This window comes from Roseburia sp. AM23-20 (genome assembly GCF_003470905.1).
GTDB lineage: Bacteria > Bacillota > Clostridia > Lachnospirales > Lachnospiraceae > Roseburia > Roseburia rectibacter.
On sequence record NZ_QRHS01000002.1, the window covers coordinates 41,917 to 64,010 of the forward strand.

The following is a 22,094-nucleotide window of genomic DNA, read 5'->3' on the forward strand; positions in this document are numbered from 1 at the left end:
CAGACCGCCGTTTCATTATCTTTGAGGAAGAAATATAGAGAAAGTTGAGCCTTTTCCCACCTCTGCTTCAACTGTAATATAGCCACCTTGCATAGTGATAATCTCACGCGCCAGATATAATCCTATTCCAATCCCATCCACATCATGTACAGCTTCTTCCCGATAAAATCGTTTGAAAATTGTTGCCTGGACACTTTCCGGAATGCCTCTTCCCGTATCCGTTACGGCAATTTCCAAATACATCTCCCAGTCCTGTACTGCTACGTGAATGTCACCGCCTTCCGGAGTATATTTTACTGCATTGTCTAAAAGATTAAACAATGCTTCTGAGGTCCAGCGACTGTCATGTGAAACCGTTAAATTTTCAGGACAATTTACGGATAAATGAAGATGCTTTCTTTCCATAGGAGCAAGAACCCCATTTATCGCATCTACAAGTGTATCCGCAATAGCTGTTTCTTTCTTTTCCAAAGTGATCACTCCAGTTTCCAATCGTGATGTTTTCACCATTCCCTGAATCAAAAAGTCCAGTTTATCTAACTGACTGGCAGTAGCATGTAAAAATTCCTTACGTGTCTCATCAGTAATTCTTCTGGTCAACATTGTGTCATTAAGCATTTTTAGATTTGCTATCGGTGTTTTGGTCTGATGTGAAATATCAGATACCAAAGACTGTAATTCTGCTTTTTCTTCTTCTACTTTATACCGGGTTTCCTGCATTACATGATATAATCTTTCCAGACGATGACTGATGCGTGCTAACAGTGTTTCTGCTTCATAATTTATTTGCGGACGAACGGTACTATCCATCATTTCATCTAATGTTCGGCATAGTCCATCTGTAAATACCGATAGTTTCTTCTGGAAATAATGCAAAAAGACTGCACCCCATAGAAACAGAAGAATCATCACGCTGAAACCACCAAGTATCATCCTTATATCTTTTGTGAAGGCATAAAGGATGAACAACAAAAGAATTGATGTCAGTGAAGCACCCCCCACAATCAGCCGCAGAAAAGCTCTAGTGGATAAATTCTGTAATTTCATCGTGATTCACCGCCTATCCATTGATACCCCATTCCGTAAGCAGTTTTAATATATTTTCGCTCATCTGTTTCAATCTTTTTGCGAATGCGGCTGATAATGGTAGTAAGCGTATGCTCATCTATAAAATCCCCATCAATATCCCACAACTTCTCAATCAGTTGCCGCTTCGTTAATATAATGTGCGGATTTTTTACAAATAAAAATAAGGTACGGTATTCTTTTGGTGTAAACTCTATCACCTTTCCCTCCAAAACCGCACTCTGCTCGGAAAAGTCAATTTTCAAAACTTCATCCTCAAATACATCATGCTTTGGTGTCCGCAATTCCATATTTTCAAAAACTGCGGCTACCTTTTTACAGAGAACCATCACTGAAAATGGTTTTGTAATATAATCTGTGCATCCGGCTTCATAGCCTTTCAACATATCGCCTTCTTTATCATTTGCTGTGATAAACATAATATAGGTATGCTGCCCTCTTCCTCTGATTTCATCACATAAATGCAGACCGTTTCCATCCGGCAGATTAATATCCAACAGAGCAATATCAAATTCACTCTTTTTCAATCGTTCTACTGCATCCAGAAAACTATATGCAGAAGTTACTTCGTAACCATCTGCAGTAAGATTATAAGCCAGCGTTTTATTTAATACTTTGTCATCTTCTACAATTAAAATTTTCCTCAATCCAGATTCTTCCTTTCCCATCTTCTAAACTTGTCACTATTTTAAACCTCAAATGTTGCAGAAATGTCCTAAATACAGTTTTTCTGATGATCATCATTTCAAAACATAGATTGATTATATCTTATTTTCTTTCAAGAAAAAATATTTTCATAAAAAATGCTTTTGCCAAAATGTTCCACACTTTTCAGCAAAAGCATTTTTCTCTTATTCCATTGCCCGCATTTGTTCAATCAGGGATTGTTTTTTCTGTCTGCGGATTGTCCATATAGACAAGAACAGTTCCATTCCAATAATCACCAAAATATAGATTAGCATTTCTTGTAATGGGAATGCATATGGAACAATTTTTCCACCATAAATTTCAATACTGAATTTATGACAAGCAAAAATAGAAATTGGCAAACCTATTGCCAGACTTATAAAGATACTACATAAAACATACCCTAATCCCTCATATACCGTCATTGCTGCAAGCTGCTTTGATGTTAATCCCACGGAACGTAACACACTGTTTTCTTGTCTACGCGCTAATTGATTGGATAATGTCGTATTAGTAAGATTAATAACTCCGAATATAAAAATCAGCCATGAAAGGAATTTCTCAATATTATAATGAACATTCTGTTTTTCTACCCATGCCGCATGATCTGAAGCTTTTGACAGATAGAGTTCCGAATTTGTCGCAATAATACTTTCCAATGACTGCTCTACATTCTTCTTACTTGCTTTGTCATATACGATATCCCAGGTATAATCAAAGTTCTCAATATCCGGCAGAAGTTCACGAAACACTTCTTCTCCTGCATACATCATGCCACTATCAAATCCGTAACCTGTCCGCCCTTGATTCACTACTGCTGTTGATGTATCAAAGATACCAGATATCCTTACCGGGATGCTTTTCTCTCCGAATGACAAATTTATCTTCATTCCAGGTTTCACCGTTTCTCCGAAATCAGCATATCCGTGTGTTATCAATATATCATGAGCATCTTTTGGCATATCACCTTCAACAAGAGCTTTTTCTATCGTTCCATAGTTCTCTGAGGTGAGCATATCGCAATGCCCCCGTCCTCTAAAGTTGTTATAAACTGCCTCAAAGGTTGCAGATTTTCTGGTTGCGATAATATCACTCACTCCATCTATCGCCAATATCTCCTCTTTTAATTGCTCATCTAAAGGATTACCGTTCTTTAATGTGTCTATATGTTCGTTTTCAGAGTATAAAAACACTTTATAATCTCCATTAGGAAAATAATGTCTTGCAAGTCTTTCTGGAGATTGCACAAGACAAAGTGAACTGATAACTAAAAGTAAAATACCGCTTAAGCTCAATGAAAATATAATACTAAATGTTTTTTTCCAATCCCTCTTAAAATTCATCATTCCTATAGACACAGGGGTTAATTTCTTATTCTTTTTGCGTATATGAATTTTGCTTTTTTGCTCTATCCTAAATCGAACTGCTTCAATCGGTGATATTTTTGCTGCTAATTTTATTGGTTTATGAACAGCTATACATATAGTTAGCCAACAAAATATGATTGTCATCAGGATACATCCTAAATATCCGCTGATTGAAAATCCTTTTGGGAAAATAATAAGAGAAAGTATTACACTTAGTGTTATTCCTATGATACTTCCAATCACTCCGAGCCGATTTCTCTCTTTTTTTACAACCCGTATAATCTGTTTTTTAGTAGCGCCAATGGTCCGAAGCTGCCCGTAACTTTTTATTTTATCGTTAATGGAGATACGGAAAATACTTTGTATCACAACCCACGCACCAAGACCAATAATACCAGCTAAGCCTAGCACAATCATAAACTGACTCCAGTCTGTATTCATGTCTTTAAAAAATTCACTATGGAATCTAACACTCCTAAGCTGATTTTTTTCTGCAATTTGTGTAAAAAATGCTTTTGAAGTTTCCTCCGGCATATTTTCCACATTTTTCAAATGGACATACGCAAAGTATCCATCTGATTTATACATATTCATTTTTTGTAAAGTAGCTTTTGATATCATAAACGAATACAAATTTTTGCTATCGTCTGCTGGCGCATCCACAATTCCTGAAATCGTATAATCACCCGGAAAACTACTTATATCCAAAGTTACTGTATCACCAACACCTGCCGAAGGATAATATTTGGAAAGCCATATCTTACTGACAAGTATTTCATTTTCTTTTTGGGGAAGATTCCCATCTGTCAGTTTCATTTGGGAACGCATCATATACATCATATCATTATTTGCATAGGCAAAAGAACCTGTAAAGCCTTTGGAAGATTCTTTTTCTCCAACAATATAATATTCTCCTACACGTTCAAACTCTGTGACATCTTTTAGCTTTTCAAGGTTTTCTTCAGAAACTCTGACATAAGTTGCCTCATAAGTATCAACTACCCGATCCTTTTTCATTTTTGTAATAGAAATAGCGGTTAAACCTGATAAGCAAACCAAAAACGCAGCCAATGCAACCGCAATCACTACCATGATATTTCTTCGTTTTTCGCTTTTTAAATTTCTCTTCGCCAGATTCTTGACAATTCCATTTGTATTATTTTCAAAAGGCCAAGTCATAGCCTGCCACCTCCTTATTCCACGATCCTACCATCCTCAATACGGACAATCCGGTCTGCAAGTCGGGCGATCTCATTGTTATGTGTAATCATTACCACCGTCTGGTGAAACTCATAACTGGTCCGTTTGATCAATCCCATAACATCTGCACTGGTTTTCGAGTCGAGGTTCCCTGTAGGTTCATCAGCTAGCACAATTGCAGGCTTAGCAACCAGAGCTCTTGCTATTGCAACCCTCTGCTGCTGTCCTCCAGAGAGATTATTCGGCATATTCTTTAGTTTATCTTCCAGAGCTAGCATATGAACTACCTCATCCATAAATCCCCGATCTACCGTATCTCCATCCAGTTCTACCGGGAGAACAATATTTTCGTAAACATTCAAAATTGGAACCAAATTATAATTTTGGAAAATGAAACCAATATTTCTTCTCCTGAAAATCGTCAGCTCTTCATCGTTTTTCTTTGCCAGCTCTTCTCCACGTACAATGACCTTTCCACTAGTAGGAGTGTCCAAACCTCCCATCATATGAAGCATCGTGGATTTTCCGGAACCTGAAGTTCCTACTACCGCTACAAATTCTCCTTCCTCTACTGAAAAATTCACACCGTCTAAAGCCTTTGTAATATTGGGCTCTGTTCCATAATATTTCTTTAAATCGATTGTCTGTAAAATACTCATATTTTATAAACTCCTTTCTGCCTTTCTTTATGATAGCTCTATTATAAAATACAAATGTCTCAGAAATGTCCGAGAAAAGGAACAAAATTCAAGGAATTTCAGCCTGAATTGTTACAAATCTCGGACATTTCAAAAAAATTGCAAACGATACAAAATATGATATTCTGCTATTCTTGATTTTATCTGTGACTATAATTCTGTTTAAAATATCACAACAAACTGCCTTTTAATCCTTTTTTGAAAACCAAAACAGCTTTTTCAGTTCCCAGAAATGACATGGTTACAAGTTTGTAGCTTTGTTTTTCCATTTCCAGGAGTTTTGTATTTATTTTTTCAGTTACATTTTCAGTAGTAATGTTTTCTATTAATACGGTTTGATACATCATTCAAATCCCTCCATATTTGTCTTTTATTTATCTTGGCAGAAAAATAGAAAATGCTGATCCCTTTCCCACCTGTGATTCCACAGTAACATAACCACCCTGCTGTGTCACAATTTCCCTGGTCAGATAAAGACCGATTCCAACACCCGGCTGATTATGAATCTCTTCTTCCCGGTAAAATCTCTTGAAAATAGATGCCTGATTGCTTTCTGAAATTCCTTTTCCGGTATCAGATACTTTTATTTCCACATACATTTCCCATTGCGCTACCGACACATTTACATGTCCACCTGTCGGGGTATATTTTACTGCATTGTCCAATAGATTAAAAATCGCTTCTTCAGTCCATTTACTGTCATGGGATACGCACAGATCCTCCGGACATTCCACCGATACATGGATCTTTTTTTGTTCTGCAGAATATAAGATTCCACTCATAGCCTGAGCCAAAGTATCATATAAGAAATGCTCTTCTTTCTCTAATTGAATCACCCCGGTTTCCAAACGGGAGGTTTTGACTAATGCCTGTATTAAAAAATCCAGTTTATTGATCTGCCCTCTTACACTTTTAAGAAACTCATTCCTCTCCTGTTCTTCCAGAGGTTTTGTCAAAAGTGTATCCACAATCATCTTCATGTTGCTTACCGGAGTCCTGACCTGATGAGAAATATCTGACACCAACGACTGTAATTCCTGCCGTTCTGCTTCTACCTTCCGGTTACTTTCCTGCAAGATGTTATACAGACGTACCAGGCGATGATGGATACGGGCAAAAATCGTTTCTTTGTCTGATACATTTTCGGGTTCCTGACTACGGTTCATCATGTCATCAAGAATCTGACACAATTCAGAAGTAAAATTTGACAGTCTCATTCCCAACAGTTGTACCATAAAAAGCATCCACAGTATTGCACAGACTATCAAAGCCATCCCAACCCATAACACTACAATATTTTGGGTCAGAAAGAATGCGACCAATATGATCGCTGTCATTGTGAGTGTCATTCCGGCAGTCAGCCAAAAAAACATCCTTTTTACAGAAAGTTTCTTTCCTATCATGCAGGTTCACCTCCGGTCCATTTATATCCCATACCATATACGGTTTTGATATATACCGTTCCATCTGTCTCAATCTTTCCTCGGATGCGGCTTAACGTTGTCGTTAACGTATGCTCGTCCACATAATTCTCTGTACAGTCCCATATTTTTTCCAACAACTGTTTTCTTGTTAATACACGATTGCGGTTCTGGCAAAACAGGTTCAGCATCCGAAACTCCAAAGTCGATAAGGTCAATGGCTTTCCCCCCAGCATAGCTGTCTGCTCTGCAAAATTTAAAAACAGCCTGCCATCATCAAAGACATCCTGCATGGACACATGATGCCGCATCATACGCAGTACATTTTCTACTTTTCTCTGCAGGGAATGGATGGAAAAAGGTTTTGTGATATAATCTACTGCTCCAAGTTCATACCCCCGGATCTCATCACTTTCCCTGTCATTTGCGGTCAAAAAGATTACAATGGTATCACTATATTTTTCCCGGATTGTTTTTGCAATCGCATATCCATCTCCATCCGGAAGATTAATATCCAATAGTACCAGATCAAACGGTTGGCTCTTCAGCACTTCCATGGCTTCTTTTACCGTTTCCACCGAAACAATCCCATAGGATTCTGACTGTAGGTTGTAAACTAACATTTTATTCAAAAGTTCATCATCTTCTACGATTAAAATCTGTTTCATTCCTTTTCATCCTTTACGACAATTTTGCTATCATTCCAATTCTTATTTTACAACAGAAATGTCCTAGAAATGTTACAGATTGAAAAATTTATGATTTTCTTTTTGAAATTATATACGAGCATTGAAGCGTCTGATCTTTACCTAATCAAAGAATTTATTCAACATTGGAAATTTCAAAAACTGTTAGACCGCTATGATGATTTATATAGCATGGATATGTTTGGAGAAAGCATAGAGGATCATAAGTATAAGACACCTTACCAAGTTCTGAAAATGATAAACCCAAATTCAAAAGAAGATATGTAACTGTTACGGGAAGTATTGAGGAATAACCATTTTGATGGTGAGGACGAGTAATCTTTTTTCTCTTGCGAGAAGATACCACAAAAAAAGCCCCGTAAAGAGTGCAAGCACCACCAATGGTGGTAAGTTTTTGACAGGACTTTTTCTTTTCTGTTTGTGGCAAACAAGAGGAAAAGGGAATAAAATCTGATTTATAATAAATCAGACAACGCAAAACTGAATAGAAATTGACAAAATATTTCCTTCGTAACTTACATTTTCAATTTTACCGTCAATTTTTTTTAGCAATTCTTTTACAATATACAAGCCTAAACCAGAACTTCCTTTGTTGCGCGACTTATCAGCGGTATAAAACTTATTAAATAATGAATTTACATCAATATTATCAAGGGATTTTGTTGAATTTTTAATCGTGAACACTCCTTTTTGATTGATAGAAACTTCAATGTAATTATCTGAATAACGAAGTGCATTTACAATTAAATTTTCAATAATTCGTTTACAGATAAGATTATTTCCGTATATCCATACAGGAGCATTTTCTGCTTGAATGATTGGCTGGATTTCTCCAAATTCATAATACTTTTCAATTAAGCAATCTGTAACAATTCTATTTATATCAATACGCTCACATTCAACATCAGATTGCTCATTTTCTAACACAGACAAATCATAAAATTCTTGCACTAACTCTGTGAGATAGTCAGTTTTTGCTTTAATGATTTTCAGATATTGTTCTTGCTCCTGTTTATTTTCACATTCCTGCAAAAGTGTTAAATAGCCTTGTAGCGATGTCAAAGGTGTTCTTAAATCATGACTTATATTAGATATAGATTGTTTTAACTGTTCTTCTTCCTGCTTAATTTGAACCTGCAATTTTTTATGTAGAGTATCTTTTTGATTGATTGCATAAGCTAATTCTTCAATATACTTATTTGATAAGGACACCCGTATTTTCCGCTGTTCCTTTATTTGCTTATTTATATTATGAATGGTTCTGATAATAGAGAATAGGGAAAATACTAATATGAAAATAAGACAAATCAATAAAAAATATAACATGTTCGCATTTCCCCTTTCTGTTATGATTAGCGTATTTCTTGCTTTCTTAATATCAATGCTGAAACAAGAAATGTAATAATTATAGTTCCCACAAAATAAGTCAGAATATTGATTTCTAAATGATTTATCAGATTGTAAGAACAAGTATTCATCCAGTAGTACATAGGATTTATTTTTAAGTAGGTTAGAACTCTCCATGACTGAGCCGACATATTATCCCATGTCATCATATAGATAAGCGGTCCACTAAATGTAAACAATGACATAGCCCCTACAACGATTGCCGTATGTTTGAATATTACACATAACATAAGTGTAATTCCGATAAATGCTCCCATAACCATACAATTTAGTCCTGCAATTTTCAGCATTGGAAACAGTTGTATTGGAACATTAAATTTCGCACATTCTATTATAAATGCAATCATAATAAATGAAAAGTATAGAAATATACTGGTAATCGTAATCACAATATATTTCGCAACAAAAAACTTAATTCGGCTTTGTCCGCTTGCAATCGCAATTTTAATTGTTGAATCCGTATATTCTCTTGAAAAGAAAATGACAGAAAATATAAGAACAATCAGCCAGAAAAATACCGTATAAGATGTGGCTGTCCTTATTATTTCTTCAATCATTGGGTGTGCTGTATCGCTATAAGCACGTGCAAGAAATCCAACCGTTTCTCCTATTTTCCATGTTTCGTCTAAACTTGAACTTGATACCACAAATTGTTGCTGACCGCCTATGGAGAAAATTCCAAAGACCGCTAAAATCAAAGCAAAGGTTAAGTATAATGCCTTTGTATGAAATAATTTATAAAATTCTGCTCTTATTTGATTAAACATTTTTTCGCCCCCCTATTAGATTTTCAAAGTATGTTTCCAAATTTTCTCCTTGCACAGAAATTTCATCAATAATAACTCCATTACTGGATAGCAATTTAGAAATCATTCTTACATTCTCTAAGCACTCGTATATACGAATAGAATTATCAGGGTAAACGGAGTAATTGTTAATCTTTCCCTTTTGCTCTAATAAAAGAGTGGTTTTTTGGATATTATCTGTCCTTAAACAAATATGGCGTTTACATTCTTCGTTTAATTTTTCAGCAGAAATTTGTTTCAAAAGTTCTCCCTTATGAAGAAATCCATAACAGGTAGCAAGCTGATGTAATTCACTTAATATATGGCTGGATATTAAAATCGTCACCTCTCGTTCTTTTACTAGTTTTTTAAGAAGTTCTCTTAATTCAATAATTCCCGTTGGGTCAAGTCCGTTGACGGGTTCGTCCAAAATTAAAAATTCTGGCTCACCTAATAATGCAACACCTAAAGCAAGCCTTTGTTTCATTCCTAAAGAAAAGTTTGCCACTCTTTTTTTGCCAGCATTGGATAAACCTATCAATTCTAAAGTATCGGCAATACACTTTTTGTTTGGAATCCCACGCTGTATCCTTTGTACTTCCAAATTTTGTGAAGCCGTCATATCCTTGTATAATGCTGGCATTTCAATCGTGCAACCGATTTTCGCCCTTTCATATTGTAGATTATCCGTATGTCCAAACAGGATTATTTCTCCCTCACTCTTAAAATTAAGTCCCGTTAATAATCGGATTAAAGTTGTTTTTCCTGCCCCATTTTCACCTACAAGACCGTAGATTTCTCCTTTTGGAATAGTTAAGTTCACATTCTTTAAGGCATAGAAATCTTTATATTTTTTGCTTAGATTTTTTGTTTCACATATAAATTTTGTCATTCTAAACACTCCTTTCTATGCCACTATATCCGATAAGTCTAAAGAAAATCTAAAGTTATTTAATTTTATAACCGATTCCCCAAATGGTTTGTATATAATCTTCATTTGTAATCGCCTTAATTTTTTTACGAATATGACTGATATGGGTATTTATCGTATCATCATCATAAGCATACGTTTCATTCCAAATGGATTCATATAAATTTTGCTTTGAAAAAATTTTTTGCGGATATTGTAATAATAGTCTTAAAATCTTTAACTCGGTTGATGTAAAAGGTACTAATACTTCTTTTATATAAACTAGAGAGTTGTTGATTTCAATATCTCTATATGTCAAAGTATCATTTTGACAGGAAGTATTTGAAGTCCGTTTCAAATTTGCTTCAATACGAGCAAGAAGCTCATGCAAGTCAAACGGCTTAGTCATATAATCATCAGCACCTAATTTTAATAAGTCTATTTTTGTCTGTACCATTGTTTTTGCAGAAACAACAATAACTGGAGCGTTTGTAAATTTACGCAATCTCTGTAATACATCATTTCCGTTTAACCTCGGTAACATAATATCAAGTATTATTAAATCTGGAACAAGCGATTTACACAATTCTATTCCCTCTGCACCATTCAATGCATAATGAACGATATATTTATTATTTTCTAAGAATTTTGCAATCATATTGCAAATGTCTATATCATCTTCAATAATAGCAATTTTATTCATGCGGTTTCATCTCCTCTAATCAGATATTGTATCATAAGGTTTTTATGCTATCTACAACAAACAAAGAAGTCTATGGCACATTTAGAAATTCATGTAAATCTTAAAAATCTTTTGGAACGCAAAAAGAAGATGCATGTCACCATACACCTTCTCATTGCTTGCTAAAATCCCTTTATACTACTTGCCTAATAATTTTAAAACCAATGAATTTTTTCTGCTCTGAATTGGGGCGTATCACTCTTTTGATACGGATCGTAGTTATGAAGATTACAGCCGAATTCCTTCAAGGATTGAATTTTATTCTCTTCTGACCATTCAATCAATGAAATTCCATCAAATTCTTCAATATCCCCCTTCTCCATCACATTTTTAAAATACCATTCAACAATGGTCTGATTTTCTTTATGAAAAAACTGTTTGATATCCCAGGCGATTACACTCCCCCTCATATTCCATTCCTGAAACCAATGCTTTACAGTTTCACGATTGCTATAACATGGTCCCCAGCTTTCTGTATAACTCACGTTCTCTGCAAAAATATCGTCCATTCCCAAATCTTTCTTTTCCAGCCACATAGAAAACCATAACCGGATCATCTGTTCTCTCTTGTCCATAATAGAATCCCTCCTATGCCAAATTCGTTACAGAACCTCTAAACTCAATCTTTTTTCCCATCTATCAAATCATAACTCATATCCAGAAAATCTAAGATTTTTGCCTCACTTACACTTCCATCTAATAACATGGTGATCCAATACTTCTTATTCATGTGATACCCTGGCAGAAAACCGTAGGTCTGTGTCAGAAGTCCAACCATATCCGGTTCACATTTCACATTGATGATATCTACGCTTCCTTCCTCTTTCAAACCCAGTTTCGATTTTTCAACTCGCAGAATAGCTGCATACCACTTTCCATTCTCATGCCGGAGGATTGCACTCTCCGGAGAACTCTTCCAAAGATATTCCGGAATTGTTCCATATTGCTTTTTTACATATTCAAAAATCTCTTCCCGTTTCAATCATTTCACTTCCCAATTACTCTATTTTATCAATCTCCTGATTGTACTTTTCGTATTCATTAACAGGCAGGACATCAGCCCTGCCTTCCTTTACATTATAACATTGTTTCTCGACTCCCACAATGCAATCCATTTGATTTTTACTTTTTAATAAGCTACCAGCCCATACCCCAGAATCGACTGGGAATTCACCGTATAGCTGTTCTGCTTTACCGCATCTCCGCTGTTTCCCTCAATCGTATGTACCGTAGTTCCATCGCAGCTTTCCACGATTCCTACATGGTCACTGGCTCCGTCATGATCCCAATCAAAAAAAATAATCATGCCGGGACTTGGTGCACTTCCTGCACCCTGCCATCTCCCTTGTGTCTGAAACCAGTCCACGCCTGCAGCACAAAGAGCAAACTTTGGTACCGCTCCTTTCTGAATCAACCCTGCCTGATCAGCACACCAGCTGACAAAGCACGCACACCATTCCTCCCGACTGGTAAATCCATACCATGACCAGAACTTCTGACCGCCTTCATTTCCAAGCTGACTTTTCGCAATGGTGACAAGCTGTCCGTTTCCAAAGAGTCCGGTAAACCAACCACCGCCGGAATAATACCGCATCACATGAGGCACATACTCCGGATCACCATAACCCGACCAGCCATGGGCGACTGCCTGCTCCTGGGAAAACTGAAGCGCATTGGCTTCACTGTAACCGCCAAATTTTTCCAACGCCCACGATATATATCCATTCCCATAATTATAACCCTGCCAACTGAGTTTCAGCTTGTCCATATCCTGTGGGCTTTGGCATCCGGCTTCCCGGACGCAATCTGCATAATATTGTATCCCCACCTTGATGGAATAGTCAGCATCCTGAATCGCACCGGGAGTATTGGGATACTGGGTGTTATAAGGACACTCACTGGCCTGCATGGGATCTGTTCCCCTGCCCCCGCTCTCCTGCATCATAATGGCTTGGATTGCCGGAACATATTCCGGGATGCCAAATTCACTGGCATACTTTTGAATGGCGGGCGTATGCGCCAACACTTCCGCACTCAAAGCCTCACTACTCTGGGAATTCCCCAAAAAGGCTGCACCCCCAATAATCCCCACAATCAGAATCAGAACGACAAACACTGCGCCTCCACCTGCCATCAGAGCCGCAAATGCTGCTTTTACTGCATGAGCGGCGGCTTCTGCCATGGCTTTCAATCCTCTTCCGGTTGCCTTTGCAGTCTTTGCACTTTGCTTGGCAGTCTGAACCGAGTGCATGGCAGCCCGTTTCGCTTCCCTGGCTGCTTTCATAGATTTCAGTGCTTGCTTTTTCTGTAAGACTGCCTGGGTTTTCACTTTCTGGGAAGAAACCGGAGAGGCTTTCACCACACGGGGCGCTGTTTTTACCGTCCGATTTCCAGCTTCCTTGATTGTTTTCTCGGCTTCCGGCTTAACCTTAATGCTTCTTATGGCTTCTGTTCGCCCTTTCTTTGCCATTGTCTGCCCTGCCTGGGTAGATGTGCCACCTCTTGCTTTTTCCTCTCCCAACGGGGTTGTCGTGGCTTCTCTCTGCTTTTGTTTTTGCGCCTTTACCTTCTCATAGGTTTTCACCGCCAGCCTCTTACCGCCACGATAGGCTGCCGAAGCACTTTCCCTTCCTATGCGCTGTTCCACACGCTGGATGCGGTTTCCGGCATATTCCACCGGGGATTCCTCCCCCGTTTCTCTTCCGATCTTATCTGCCATGATGCTGGACTTCTCTTTTGCTTCCAGCATCGCAGAACGTACCAGTTCCTTTGGAAGCCGGGAGGCAGGATTACGGATCTTTGGACTTTGATCCCGCACTTTTTCTTTGATTTCTTTCAATCACACACCTCCCATCTTTTGTACTTTCTAACGTTCCCTTCCTCGCTTTTTTGATTTCTTCTGCTGGCTCTCCAGCTGTTCCAGTTCCTTTACCGCTTCCTGCACTAGCGGATGATTGGCATAATAGGGAACATAGGATAGTAACTCTTTTCCCTTCTCCCCGGTCACCAATGGATATTCTCCCTCGTTATACAGCGGATCGTCTGCATGGTGGAGGGAAAACTCCAAAGACGGGAGCATCTGAGGGGAACGTTTGCAAAATCTCTGGTAATGCCGGAAGGCTTCTTTTAAAGATGTACATTCGATACATTCCCCCATCCCATGGAACTCCCCGCACTCCGCTGCAAGAAACGTAATGGTTGTTTTTTCTTTCATGGATTTCACCTCCCTTTGAAAAACTTCTCTTTATCGAACCGCAGACTTCTGTTTTTCTTCTTTACCAAACTTCAAAGGGTGTTGTTCCTGTCTCAGTTTCTGCAGGGTATCCTTCACAGACGGTTGTTTTCCTTCTCTTGCTTCCAGCTTCCCTATCTGCTGTTGCAATCGCTCCGTTTTCTGTTCCAACTGATGGATACTCCGCATGGATTGGAATAACACCTTCTGGGTTTGAAAGATTATTCCCTGTTCCGGATTTCGCTCTGTGATTTTTGCGGTATCTTTTCCGTTCATTTCCAAAAATGCGTTTTTCAGATGCCCTTTGGCAACATGCAGTTCTTCCGCCATGCTCCCCAGACGGTCAATCTTCTGATCCATCGACAGCATCACCGTATGCAGAGACGATTGGATTTTTTGCAAGCCTTGGGTAAGGTGCATTCCCTTTACCGCACAGGCAAGGGCATCTTTCCCCTTTTCTTTAAAATCAACTACTGCCTGTTCTGCCCGTTCCACAAACTTTCGTTTCCATTCTCCCACCTGAAAACGAAGTGTTTTCACCTGATGTTCTGCCTTCTGGATTGTATTCACCGCAAAGAGTTTGACCTTACTTTCCTGCATCACACCCAGTTGCTTTTTCACCTCTCCCAATTCCTTTAGGACAGTTCCCAGCTGCATTTCCATGGAATCAATATAATCTGCCATACAAAGTACATCCCTTTTTTCCTGCTCCATCCCCTGCTGTTCCAATAGCTCCAGCAATGCCCGGATACTGCCCTGCTCCCGAAGCGGTTCTCTCGTTTCCTGGATTTCCACTGTTTGTCCTTCTTCCATTTACATTCCCTCCTTCCCAAAAAGATGCTGCCAAAGAAATTTCAACAGCACCCTAAAAAATATCTTTTCGACTAACACTCTCCCGGTTTCGTTGTCATCAAGCGGTACAGCTTCGTATTCTTGGGAAAGCTGTTCTCAAATGGCACCAGATTTCCGGAACACCGGATCAATCCCTTTCCTGCGCCTACATTGGTGATGTAGGATAACTGGTTCTCGGAAATATTCAAAAGGGAGGCCAGTTCGTCCCGGTCTGTGGTTGCCTGATTCAAAAGGATCAAAAACTCACTGTTTGCCAACATCAGTCTTGCAGTATCCGATTTTAAAAGTTCGTAGGGTAGGGCAAAGGCGCCTTATTGCATAGGCAACAGGTTTCCTACACCCTCCCTCGGAACCGGACTTACACGTCTCCATGTATCCGGCTCCCCATTAGTAATTTACATATCGCTTATTTATGAATTCTTCTGTGGCAATCACTACAAACCACTAGCGTTTTTCTACGCTTAGATTTCATAGCCAGTTCCCAATCAGAATTACCCAATTCGTTTAAATTTCTTACTACATGCGCTTCATATAAATCTGCATGCTTTTTCCCACATAATTCACAAACGCCAGCATTTAACCTTTGTCTGATTGTGGATTTCCAATTAAATTTTGTTCTTTGGAACACAATGTCACTAGCCTCGCCTCTTTTGCAATCAGCGATTTTTACAGGTCGCACTCTTTTTGTTCCGTCTTTAGTTTCATAAGGAACAGACCATGTTTTTCCGTCCTTGTACTGTCTGATGATTTTGTGAATTGTAGATTTATGCTTATTAGCTATCGTTTTCAGACAGCTATATTCCATTAAATAACAGAAATAATCAAGGGTATGATAATCAACCGCTAAATTATAATAATTCAGCAATCCTCTCATTTCCGCATTGTACTGTTCTACAATTTCACTATCAGACTGATTTAAAAGTGCTGTCCTGTGGACTGGTTTAAATCTGCCATCTTCTGTCTGAATAATGGCTTTCTTTGCAAACATGAATTTCTCTATCTTTTCCGTATGAGGAATTGTAAGAGCAACTTTGAGGTGTAAAGAACGTGACTTACGCCACTTTCCGTTTTTCGTCTTATAGCCCTTTATTTCCTGACTTCTTCTGACACAAATATCATATCCTAAGAAGCGTACTTTTTCGGAGCTATGCGTTATCAGCGTTTTTTCTTCACTAAGCGTTAGTTTCAGCTCATTATTCAGATATTCCGCTATTTCCGCTTTAAGAGCAATACACTCTTCCTTTGTTCCACACACTCCCACCAGCCAATCATCTGCATAACGAACAAACGTAAATTTCTTGTTAGTCTGTGGGTGGCATGGTATCTTATGGATTTCCTTTTTCAGATGTTTATATCGGTCAATTAATTCTTGTCTTTCATTAACATCTTTTGTATGGTCTATCCAATAAGATATTTTCTTCATCTCATTATCCATTTCTCTGTATTCGGGTGTTTTTCGCTCTTCCGCTTTTCTTGGCTTATCAAATATTTTCTTGATTTTCTCAAACTTTTGGTCTAATTCATTCAGATAGATATTTGCAAGTATAGGAGAACAAATACCGCCTTGCGGAGTACCGCTGTACGTTTTATTGTATTTCCAATTCTCCACATATCCCGCTTTCAGAAACTGACGGATAATGTTCAAAAATTTGCTGTCTTTGATTTTTCTTGCAAGTATATCAATCAATATTTCATGGTTGATATTATCAAAACAACCTGTTATATCGCCCTCTATAAACCATACAACTCCTGTGAAGTCAGAGGAAATCTGACGTAGGGCTGTATGACAACTCCTATTTGGTCTAAAACCGTGGGAATGGTCGTGAAAGACTGGTTCATAGATTGCTTCCAGTATCATTCTGACAGCTTCCTGCAAAAGTTTGTCCCTAAAGGACGGTATTCCCAATGGACGCTTTTTCCCATTTTTCTTCGGGATATATTCACGTCTTACAGGATTCGTCCTATAAGTTCCGTTCTGTAAATCCTGGATTAGTTTCTTAATATATAATTCACTAAATCCGTCTGCGGTATCGTCATCAATACCTTTTGTTGTTGCACCTCTGTTTGCATAGAGTTTTTGATAGGCGGCGTAATAAATATCTTCACGCAGCAAATATCTGTAAAGTCTTGTGAATACGCCGTCTTTGTGTTCTTTAGAACTTTTTGCGATACGCTCTAAAATCTCTGATGTTGGTTTCATTGAGGTTTCTCCTCCCTTTCATTCTTACAATTTTAGATGTTACTAACTAGCTCCCTTCGCCATGTGGACGCCATTAACGCCCTCGGACTACTACGGAGCTTCCGTTACCATATCAGACAAATGAGTCTGACTTAGGCAATCCCCAGTTAACACTGTGTATAGGTTTGTGAAGATTGTCGGACCTGCTTTCGGTTCTTTGTGACGTGTTCTCACGCCTGTTCCATATCATGATGATAGTTGTCTTACCGTCGAAGATGATAAAACAGTGTTATGGCATGGGTTTCAAGGCTTATTCCCATATCTGCAAAAAACAGAAACTCGAACCTCACATTCGATAAATACAATCTAGTCCTCATATCTTCTTATCATTGGAGTGCAGTCGCACCTAAAGCCTTTTGGTGACTAACCCCTTTCTCACCATGCGATGTTCCCGTATGGTGTTTCCACCAAGTCGGTAAGGTGAGTTGATTCGCTCACTATCGTAAGCGGTAGCACCTACGCTACTTTACACAATGCCCTATCTGGGCGCACCTCCACGTTCTGCGTTAAACCTGTCACAAATCCCTGGTATTTACGGATTCTCTTGTAGAGCCGGTAGAAAAAGTCAGCACTGTATTGATACCGGAACAAGAGATAAAACTCATCGGCAAAGATCCAGGTGGTCTTTCCCTTCTTCCAGTTCTGGATTACCCGATTGAAAATACTGTCCAAGGTAACCAGCATCCCAAGAGGCATGAGCTGCTCTCCCAGTTCCCGGATATCATAGGCAATGATACGGTTCTTCGTATCCACATTGGTTTTCTGTGCAAAGGTATTCAGGCTTCCGTTGATAAACAGTTCCGAAGACAAGGCAAGCCCTCTGGCCTCTTCTTCCGGCTGGAGCATGAGCTGGCGGTACAGATCCTTCAAGGTCGGCACTTCGCTTTTATAACCGCTTCGGATATATTCCCGGTACACATCTGCGGTACAGCGGTCCAGGATGGATTTCTCCTTGGCAGACAGATTTCCTGCCCCTACTAACTGCTCAAACAAAGACAGGATAAATTCCGACTTTTCAATCAGCGGATTCTTATCATTTCCATAGGCAGAATCCATATCCAATGCATTCAGATGGGTATGGGACGTTGCAGAAATGGAAATGACTTCCCCATTCAGCGCTTCCACCAAGGAACCGAATTCTGACTCCGGATCTAAGATGAGGATGTCATCTTCCGTAGACAAGGCAAGGTCCACAATCTCTTCTTTTGCTGAGAAACTCTTTCCCGAACCGCTGACACCCAGACGGAAAGAATTTCCGTTCAGAAGTTTCCTCCGATCTGCCACCAGCATATTTTTGCTCACCGCATTCTGCCCATAGTAAATACCACCCGGCTGCATGATCTCCTGGGTATGGAACGGGATCAATACTGCAGTGGACTCTGTGGTCAAGGTTCGCAGGGCATTGATCTTTCGGATGCCATAAGGCAGTACCGTATTCAAGCCATCCACTTGCTGCCACTTCAAAGTTGCCATCTGGCACAAATGCTTTCTTGCCACGGATAAGATGCTTTCCGTATCCGAATCCAACTGTTTCTTGCTGTCTGCCATATGCACCATGGTAAGGATGCCGAACATCATCCGCTGATCCCTGGTGGTCAGGTCATCCAGCATCTCTTTGGTCTCTTTTCTCTGCAGTTCCATGTCATAGGGCACAATGGCAGAAAAGTTATTATTGGCATTCTGGCGTCTCTGCCAGTTGGTCACATTCGTTTCCACGCCCAGAAGTCTGTTCTGGATTTCCCTTACCGCCTCATCGGTTGGCACCGGGAGGATGTCAATGGACAGCATCAAATCTCGGCTCAAATCACATAATTCCGAAATCATGTCATCTTTCACATAACTGGCATAATCCTGCATATACAGCACCCGCCCGTACCGCTCGTTGATCTTGAAACAGTCTTTGGAAAATTCCATGGACTGGGGACAAATCCAGTCTTTGAAACTGCTCCCCCGTTTGGCAAATGCCTTCATATCAAAGGGAAAACACTGGGGCTGATCTGCCTGAAAGAAATCCCGGAAGATCTGCAGGCGCTGTTCCGCATCCAGTTCTTCCCCAATAGAGGACAGCTTGCTCAGATGGGTGATGATATCCGTTCCCACACGGGCGAAATAGGTTCTTGCCTCATCAATGTTCTTCTTATGGACACTGACCGTCAGATACCGTTCCTGATAAATGCTGTTGTTGGTGCCGCTGACCTTGGATAACAGCATTTCGTTGTATTCCTTCCGGTATGTATCCAGCCCGTCCTCTTTCATCGGCAACAGCAGGGAGGCTTCAAACTCTTCCTTATTGATTCTTCTGTTGTTCAGGGTGATCTTGGCAGATGCGCCGGAATCCAAAGCATTTAACAACTCGCTGTAATCTAAGAACATTTCCGTTTTATCTTCTTTGCTTGCAATGGCATAGTTGATATCCGAAAACCGAAAAGATTTGGAAAATTTCGTCCCGGACTGGAACACCCCATCCGGCCAGATCCGCTGGATGGGAATCGCCTGCTGAACAGACCTTGGGACTTTGAACTTCTCCCGGTCCATTTTTAATGCCTGCTGTAAGGTTTTAATCAAACGCACCACTCCTTCCTGCCTTCTTTTTCTGCTTCATCTGTTTTTTCCTTGCCCGCTGTTCCCGCTTTTTCAAAAGAACAGCGCCATCTCCCCTGGTCTTTTCTCCAAGACTCATAGTCTCTTCCATGCAGGCATGGTACAGATCCTCGCTTTGAAACAGCAATCGCTTGGGGTATAAAAATTCGGACTTGATATATGCCCAGGCAAACTGCTCTGCATTCATGCCATGATACTGGAAGAACCCACAGGCTGCGAAAGGGGCAGCACCAAGAATACACAGCCACCCGGTCATTTCCTGCCCCACATAGTCTCCCAGACCAAAATAAATCCCTACTGCCACAAGAATGGCAAGCAGGGAAAAGATGCACTGTCGCAGGTTCAGTCCCATAAACATGGACTCCTGATAGTTGCGGATTTCTTTATTCATTTTTACTTCCATATATTTTTATCTCTCTCTTTCTCTTTTCTTTTTGCCTGTAAGTTTCCCTTGGTCTTTTTCCGGCTCTTTTGGCACATCCAGTCCCCATTGTCTGCAATATTCTTCCACTCCTTCCCGGTCATACTGGGCAAGCCTTGAAAGGTCAAACGACACCGGAGTGTAGGTAGCAAAGCCTGACCGGGCCTGTCCCGGCAGTCTGTTTCCCAGCCTGTTCTTTTCGATGAATGCCAGCTTGTCCTTTGTAAAATCACCACTTATAAATGCCTCTTGGGGTTCCAGACTATATCCTCCCGGAAGATTTACCGTCAGATCATCAAACAATTCCAACTCCCCTTCTTCCTGGCAATACATCAAAATCGCAAGTCCGTTTCCGTAAGCATAGCTGGATACCTTCAAAGTAATTTCTTCCTGCCCGTATTCCCAAGGGAATGGCAAAGTCTTTCTATCGTTTCTATTTTTCTTCTCATTCATGGTTTTACTTCCTCCTATAATCCCATCATTTCTTTCACAATCCGGTCGGATGCTTTTACCGCCCCAACCAGTACCAATAAGTTAAACACCAACTCTCCGATATAATTCCACACAATGGTCACCGCACTTAAAGAGGTGTCCCCTACTGCCGGCGGACTGGCAGCATATACGGAAAAGATAATGCAGGCCAGTGCAATGATCGCCCCTTCCAGACACACTCCCGCATAGGACTTGATAAAGTTCTTTCCCACCGACTGGGAGGGTTCTCCCGCAAAAGTGGAAATGGGGATGGGTGCAATGGCAGTGTACATATACAGCTTGAACATCCTTCCATATACGGTAAGGATCATAATGAAGGACAGTACCGTAATCAAAAGACTTCCCAGCAAGGTCACAATCCACAAGGGAATGGATTCCAGCATTCCCACCGCTTCAATCTTTTCCACGATCTCTGCCGGAAGTTCTGTCACACCCCCGTTTGTCATGCCCGACTGTGCCATGATGGTGGACACAATCCCCTGCACAATGGAAAACAGCGCTGTCATCAGTTCCATGCCATACATAATGGCGCCTTGTGCCAGAGCAAACCGGATAAAGGCTTTGAGGGCATGCTCCGGCTTCTTCATATCCGTAAAGCTGCCACAGGTCTTGACAATCCCGGCAGCAAAAAACAAGACTAACAGCCCATAACCAATGGCGGTCAGCGCTCCGTTGATTCCAGTGATGACACTCCAAATATCTCCCCCCTTAAAAGATTCCGGGCTTTGGGTAAGCAGTGTCCAGATTTCTGCCAGCTTCTCATTCCAGGTGTTCAGTGCAGAGTTTAGGTTCTGCACGATCCAGTTATCACTCAAACAGCTTCACCTCCTTTGCCGGGGCAGGAAGAATCTCTCCCCGCCCCTTTCCATTTCTTCCTGCTACCCAACGATCAGGTCCAGGATTTCTTTTGCGAAAGTGATGATGACGCCGCCTGCCAGCGTCAGAAACCCGTTGGCTCTCTGGCTGGGATCGTGGCTCTTTAGGCTCAAGCCTACCTGTACCACACCAAATCCCAATAAGATCAGACCGATGGCCCGGATCAGGGAAAAGATAAAGGTGGACAGGTTATTAATAACCGCCAGCGGATCTCCGGCAGCAAGCACCGGCATTGCCCCTACGGTCATAGACAGCACCAGCGCCACATAAAAGGCAAAGGGATATTTTGACCCTTTTCCCATCCGTTTCGGTACAATGGCATGGCTTCCTGTTTGATTCTTTGGCATTTCATTTGTTTTCTTCAATGGCAT

Annotated in this window: 22 protein-coding genes and 2 pseudogenes; 1 reads left to right on the forward strand and 23 read right to left on the reverse strand. The window is 40.2% G+C overall.

Features of this window, described 5'->3' with window-relative positions:
• Nucleotides 1-15: 15 nt before the first annotated feature.
• From DW650_RS03060 to DW650_RS03085, 7 genes are all read right to left on the reverse strand, one after another.
• Nucleotides 16-1,047, reverse strand: a complete 1,032-nt coding sequence (locus DW650_RS03060; RefSeq protein WP_009247983.1) for a sensor histidine kinase — start codon at nucleotides 1,045-1,047, stop codon at nucleotides 16-18.
• A complete protein-coding gene (locus tag DW650_RS03065; RefSeq protein WP_009247984.1) occupies nucleotides 1,044-1,733 on the reverse strand; it encodes a response regulator transcription factor in 690 nt (229 codons plus the stop codon). Before DW650_RS03065 ends, DW650_RS03060 begins: the two co-directional genes overlap by 4 nt.
• A 204-nt stretch (nucleotides 1,734-1,937) precedes the next feature.
• Complete coding sequence (locus DW650_RS03070; RefSeq protein WP_009247985.1) at nucleotides 1,938-4,319, reverse strand: ABC transporter permease; 2,382 nt, start codon at nucleotides 4,317-4,319, stop codon at nucleotides 1,938-1,940.
• A 14-nt stretch (nucleotides 4,320-4,333) separates the two neighbouring features.
• On the reverse strand, nucleotides 4,334-4,999 hold the full coding sequence (locus tag DW650_RS03075; RefSeq protein WP_009247986.1) for an ABC transporter ATP-binding protein: 666 nt from the start codon (nucleotides 4,997-4,999) through the stop codon (nucleotides 4,334-4,336).
• A 209-nt stretch (nucleotides 5,000-5,208) separates the two neighbouring features.
• Entirely contained in the window at nucleotides 5,209-5,385 is a 177-nt protein-coding gene (locus DW650_RS19660) for a hypothetical protein (protein WP_009247987.1), read from the reverse strand.
• A 27-nt stretch (nucleotides 5,386-5,412) separates the two neighbouring features.
• The gene (locus DW650_RS03080; protein WP_117510429.1) at nucleotides 5,413-6,441 is read right to left on the reverse strand and encodes a sensor histidine kinase; all 1,029 of its coding nucleotides are present in this window, start codon (nucleotides 6,439-6,441) and stop codon (nucleotides 5,413-5,415) included.
• Nucleotides 6,438-7,127 (reverse strand): response regulator transcription factor, encoded by a 690-nt coding sequence (locus tag DW650_RS03085; protein WP_117510430.1) that lies wholly within the window; start codon nucleotides 7,125-7,127, stop codon nucleotides 6,438-6,440. Before DW650_RS03085 ends, DW650_RS03080 begins: the two co-directional genes overlap by 4 nt.
• Nucleotides 7,128-7,196: 69 nt before the next feature.
• Here DW650_RS03085 and DW650_RS03090 point away from each other — a divergent pair, with 69 nt between their 5' ends.
• Nucleotides 7,197-7,433 (forward strand): hypothetical protein, encoded by a 237-nt coding sequence (locus DW650_RS03090; RefSeq protein WP_442857743.1) that lies wholly within the window; start codon nucleotides 7,197-7,199, stop codon nucleotides 7,431-7,433.
• Between the two features lie 198 nt (nucleotides 7,434-7,631).
• On the opposite strand, the gene DW650_RS03095 is transcribed toward DW650_RS03090, so the two are convergent.
• From DW650_RS03095 to DW650_RS03170, 16 genes and pseudogenes are all read right to left on the reverse strand, one after another.
• Nucleotides 7,632-8,492, reverse strand: a complete 861-nt coding sequence (locus DW650_RS03095) for a sensor histidine kinase (protein WP_117510431.1) — start codon at nucleotides 8,490-8,492, stop codon at nucleotides 7,632-7,634.
• Nucleotides 8,493-8,518: 26 nt separating this feature from the next.
• Nucleotides 8,519-9,340, reverse strand: coding sequence for an ABC transporter permease (locus DW650_RS03100; protein ID WP_117510432.1), 822 nt, complete (start codon nucleotides 9,338-9,340; stop codon nucleotides 8,519-8,521).
• Entirely contained in the window at nucleotides 9,333-10,250 is a 918-nt protein-coding gene (locus DW650_RS03105; protein ID WP_117510433.1) for an ABC transporter ATP-binding protein, read from the reverse strand. The genes DW650_RS03100 and DW650_RS03105 overlap by 8 nt, the downstream gene beginning before the upstream one ends.
• Nucleotides 10,251-10,305: 55 nt before the next feature.
• Entirely contained in the window at nucleotides 10,306-10,971 is a 666-nt protein-coding gene (locus DW650_RS03110) for a response regulator transcription factor (protein WP_004843374.1), read from the reverse strand.
• Between the two features lie 194 nt (nucleotides 10,972-11,165).
• Entirely contained in the window at nucleotides 11,166-11,585 is a 420-nt protein-coding gene (locus DW650_RS03115; protein WP_117510434.1) for a nuclear transport factor 2 family protein, read from the reverse strand.
• A gap of 44 nt (nucleotides 11,586-11,629) precedes the next feature.
• Complete coding sequence (locus DW650_RS03120; RefSeq protein WP_117510435.1) at nucleotides 11,630-11,992, reverse strand: MmcQ/YjbR family DNA-binding protein; 363 nt, start codon at nucleotides 11,990-11,992, stop codon at nucleotides 11,630-11,632.
• 147 nt (nucleotides 11,993-12,139) lie between these two features.
• A complete protein-coding gene (locus tag DW650_RS03125; protein ID WP_117510436.1) occupies nucleotides 12,140-13,849 on the reverse strand; it encodes a lysozyme family protein in 1,710 nt (569 codons plus the stop codon).
• A gap of 27 nt (nucleotides 13,850-13,876) precedes the next feature.
• The gene (locus DW650_RS03130; protein WP_117510437.1) at nucleotides 13,877-14,224 is read right to left on the reverse strand and encodes a hypothetical protein; all 348 of its coding nucleotides are present in this window, start codon (nucleotides 14,222-14,224) and stop codon (nucleotides 13,877-13,879) included.
• A 30-nt stretch (nucleotides 14,225-14,254) separates the two neighbouring features.
• Complete coding sequence (locus tag DW650_RS03135; protein WP_117510438.1) at nucleotides 14,255-15,055, reverse strand: DUF6674 family protein; 801 nt, start codon at nucleotides 15,053-15,055, stop codon at nucleotides 14,255-14,257.
• Between the two features lie 71 nt (nucleotides 15,056-15,126).
• A pseudogene (locus DW650_RS03140) lies at nucleotides 15,127-15,384 on the reverse strand (VirB4-like conjugal transfer ATPase, CD1110 family); the annotation flags it as partial.
• A 116-nt stretch (nucleotides 15,385-15,500) separates the two neighbouring features.
• Entirely contained in the window at nucleotides 15,501-17,294 is a 1,794-nt protein-coding gene (ltrA, locus tag DW650_RS03145) for a group II intron reverse transcriptase/maturase (RefSeq protein WP_117510439.1), read from the reverse strand.
• Between the two features lie 531 nt (nucleotides 17,295-17,825).
• A pseudogene (locus DW650_RS03150) lies at nucleotides 17,826-19,898 on the reverse strand (VirB4-like conjugal transfer ATPase, CD1110 family); the annotation flags it as partial.
• Complete coding sequence (locus DW650_RS03155; protein ID WP_117510440.1) at nucleotides 19,891-20,337, reverse strand: PrgI family protein; 447 nt, start codon at nucleotides 20,335-20,337, stop codon at nucleotides 19,891-19,893. The gene DW650_RS03155 and the pseudogene DW650_RS03150, both read right to left, overlap by 8 nt.
• 6 nt (nucleotides 20,338-20,343) lie before the next feature.
• A complete protein-coding gene (locus tag DW650_RS03160; protein ID WP_117510441.1) occupies nucleotides 20,344-20,808 on the reverse strand; it encodes a DUF4313 domain-containing protein in 465 nt (154 codons plus the stop codon).
• 14 nt (nucleotides 20,809-20,822) lie between these two features.
• Nucleotides 20,823-21,662 carry a hypothetical protein gene (locus DW650_RS03165; RefSeq protein WP_044961796.1) on the reverse strand — a complete coding sequence of 280 codons (840 nt, stop codon included), beginning with the start codon at nucleotides 21,660-21,662 and terminating at the stop codon, nucleotides 20,823-20,825.
• A gap of 63 nt (nucleotides 21,663-21,725) precedes the next feature.
• Complete coding sequence (locus tag DW650_RS03170) at nucleotides 21,726-22,094, reverse strand: glutamyl-tRNA amidotransferase (protein ID WP_182397032.1); 369 nt, start codon at nucleotides 22,092-22,094, stop codon at nucleotides 21,726-21,728.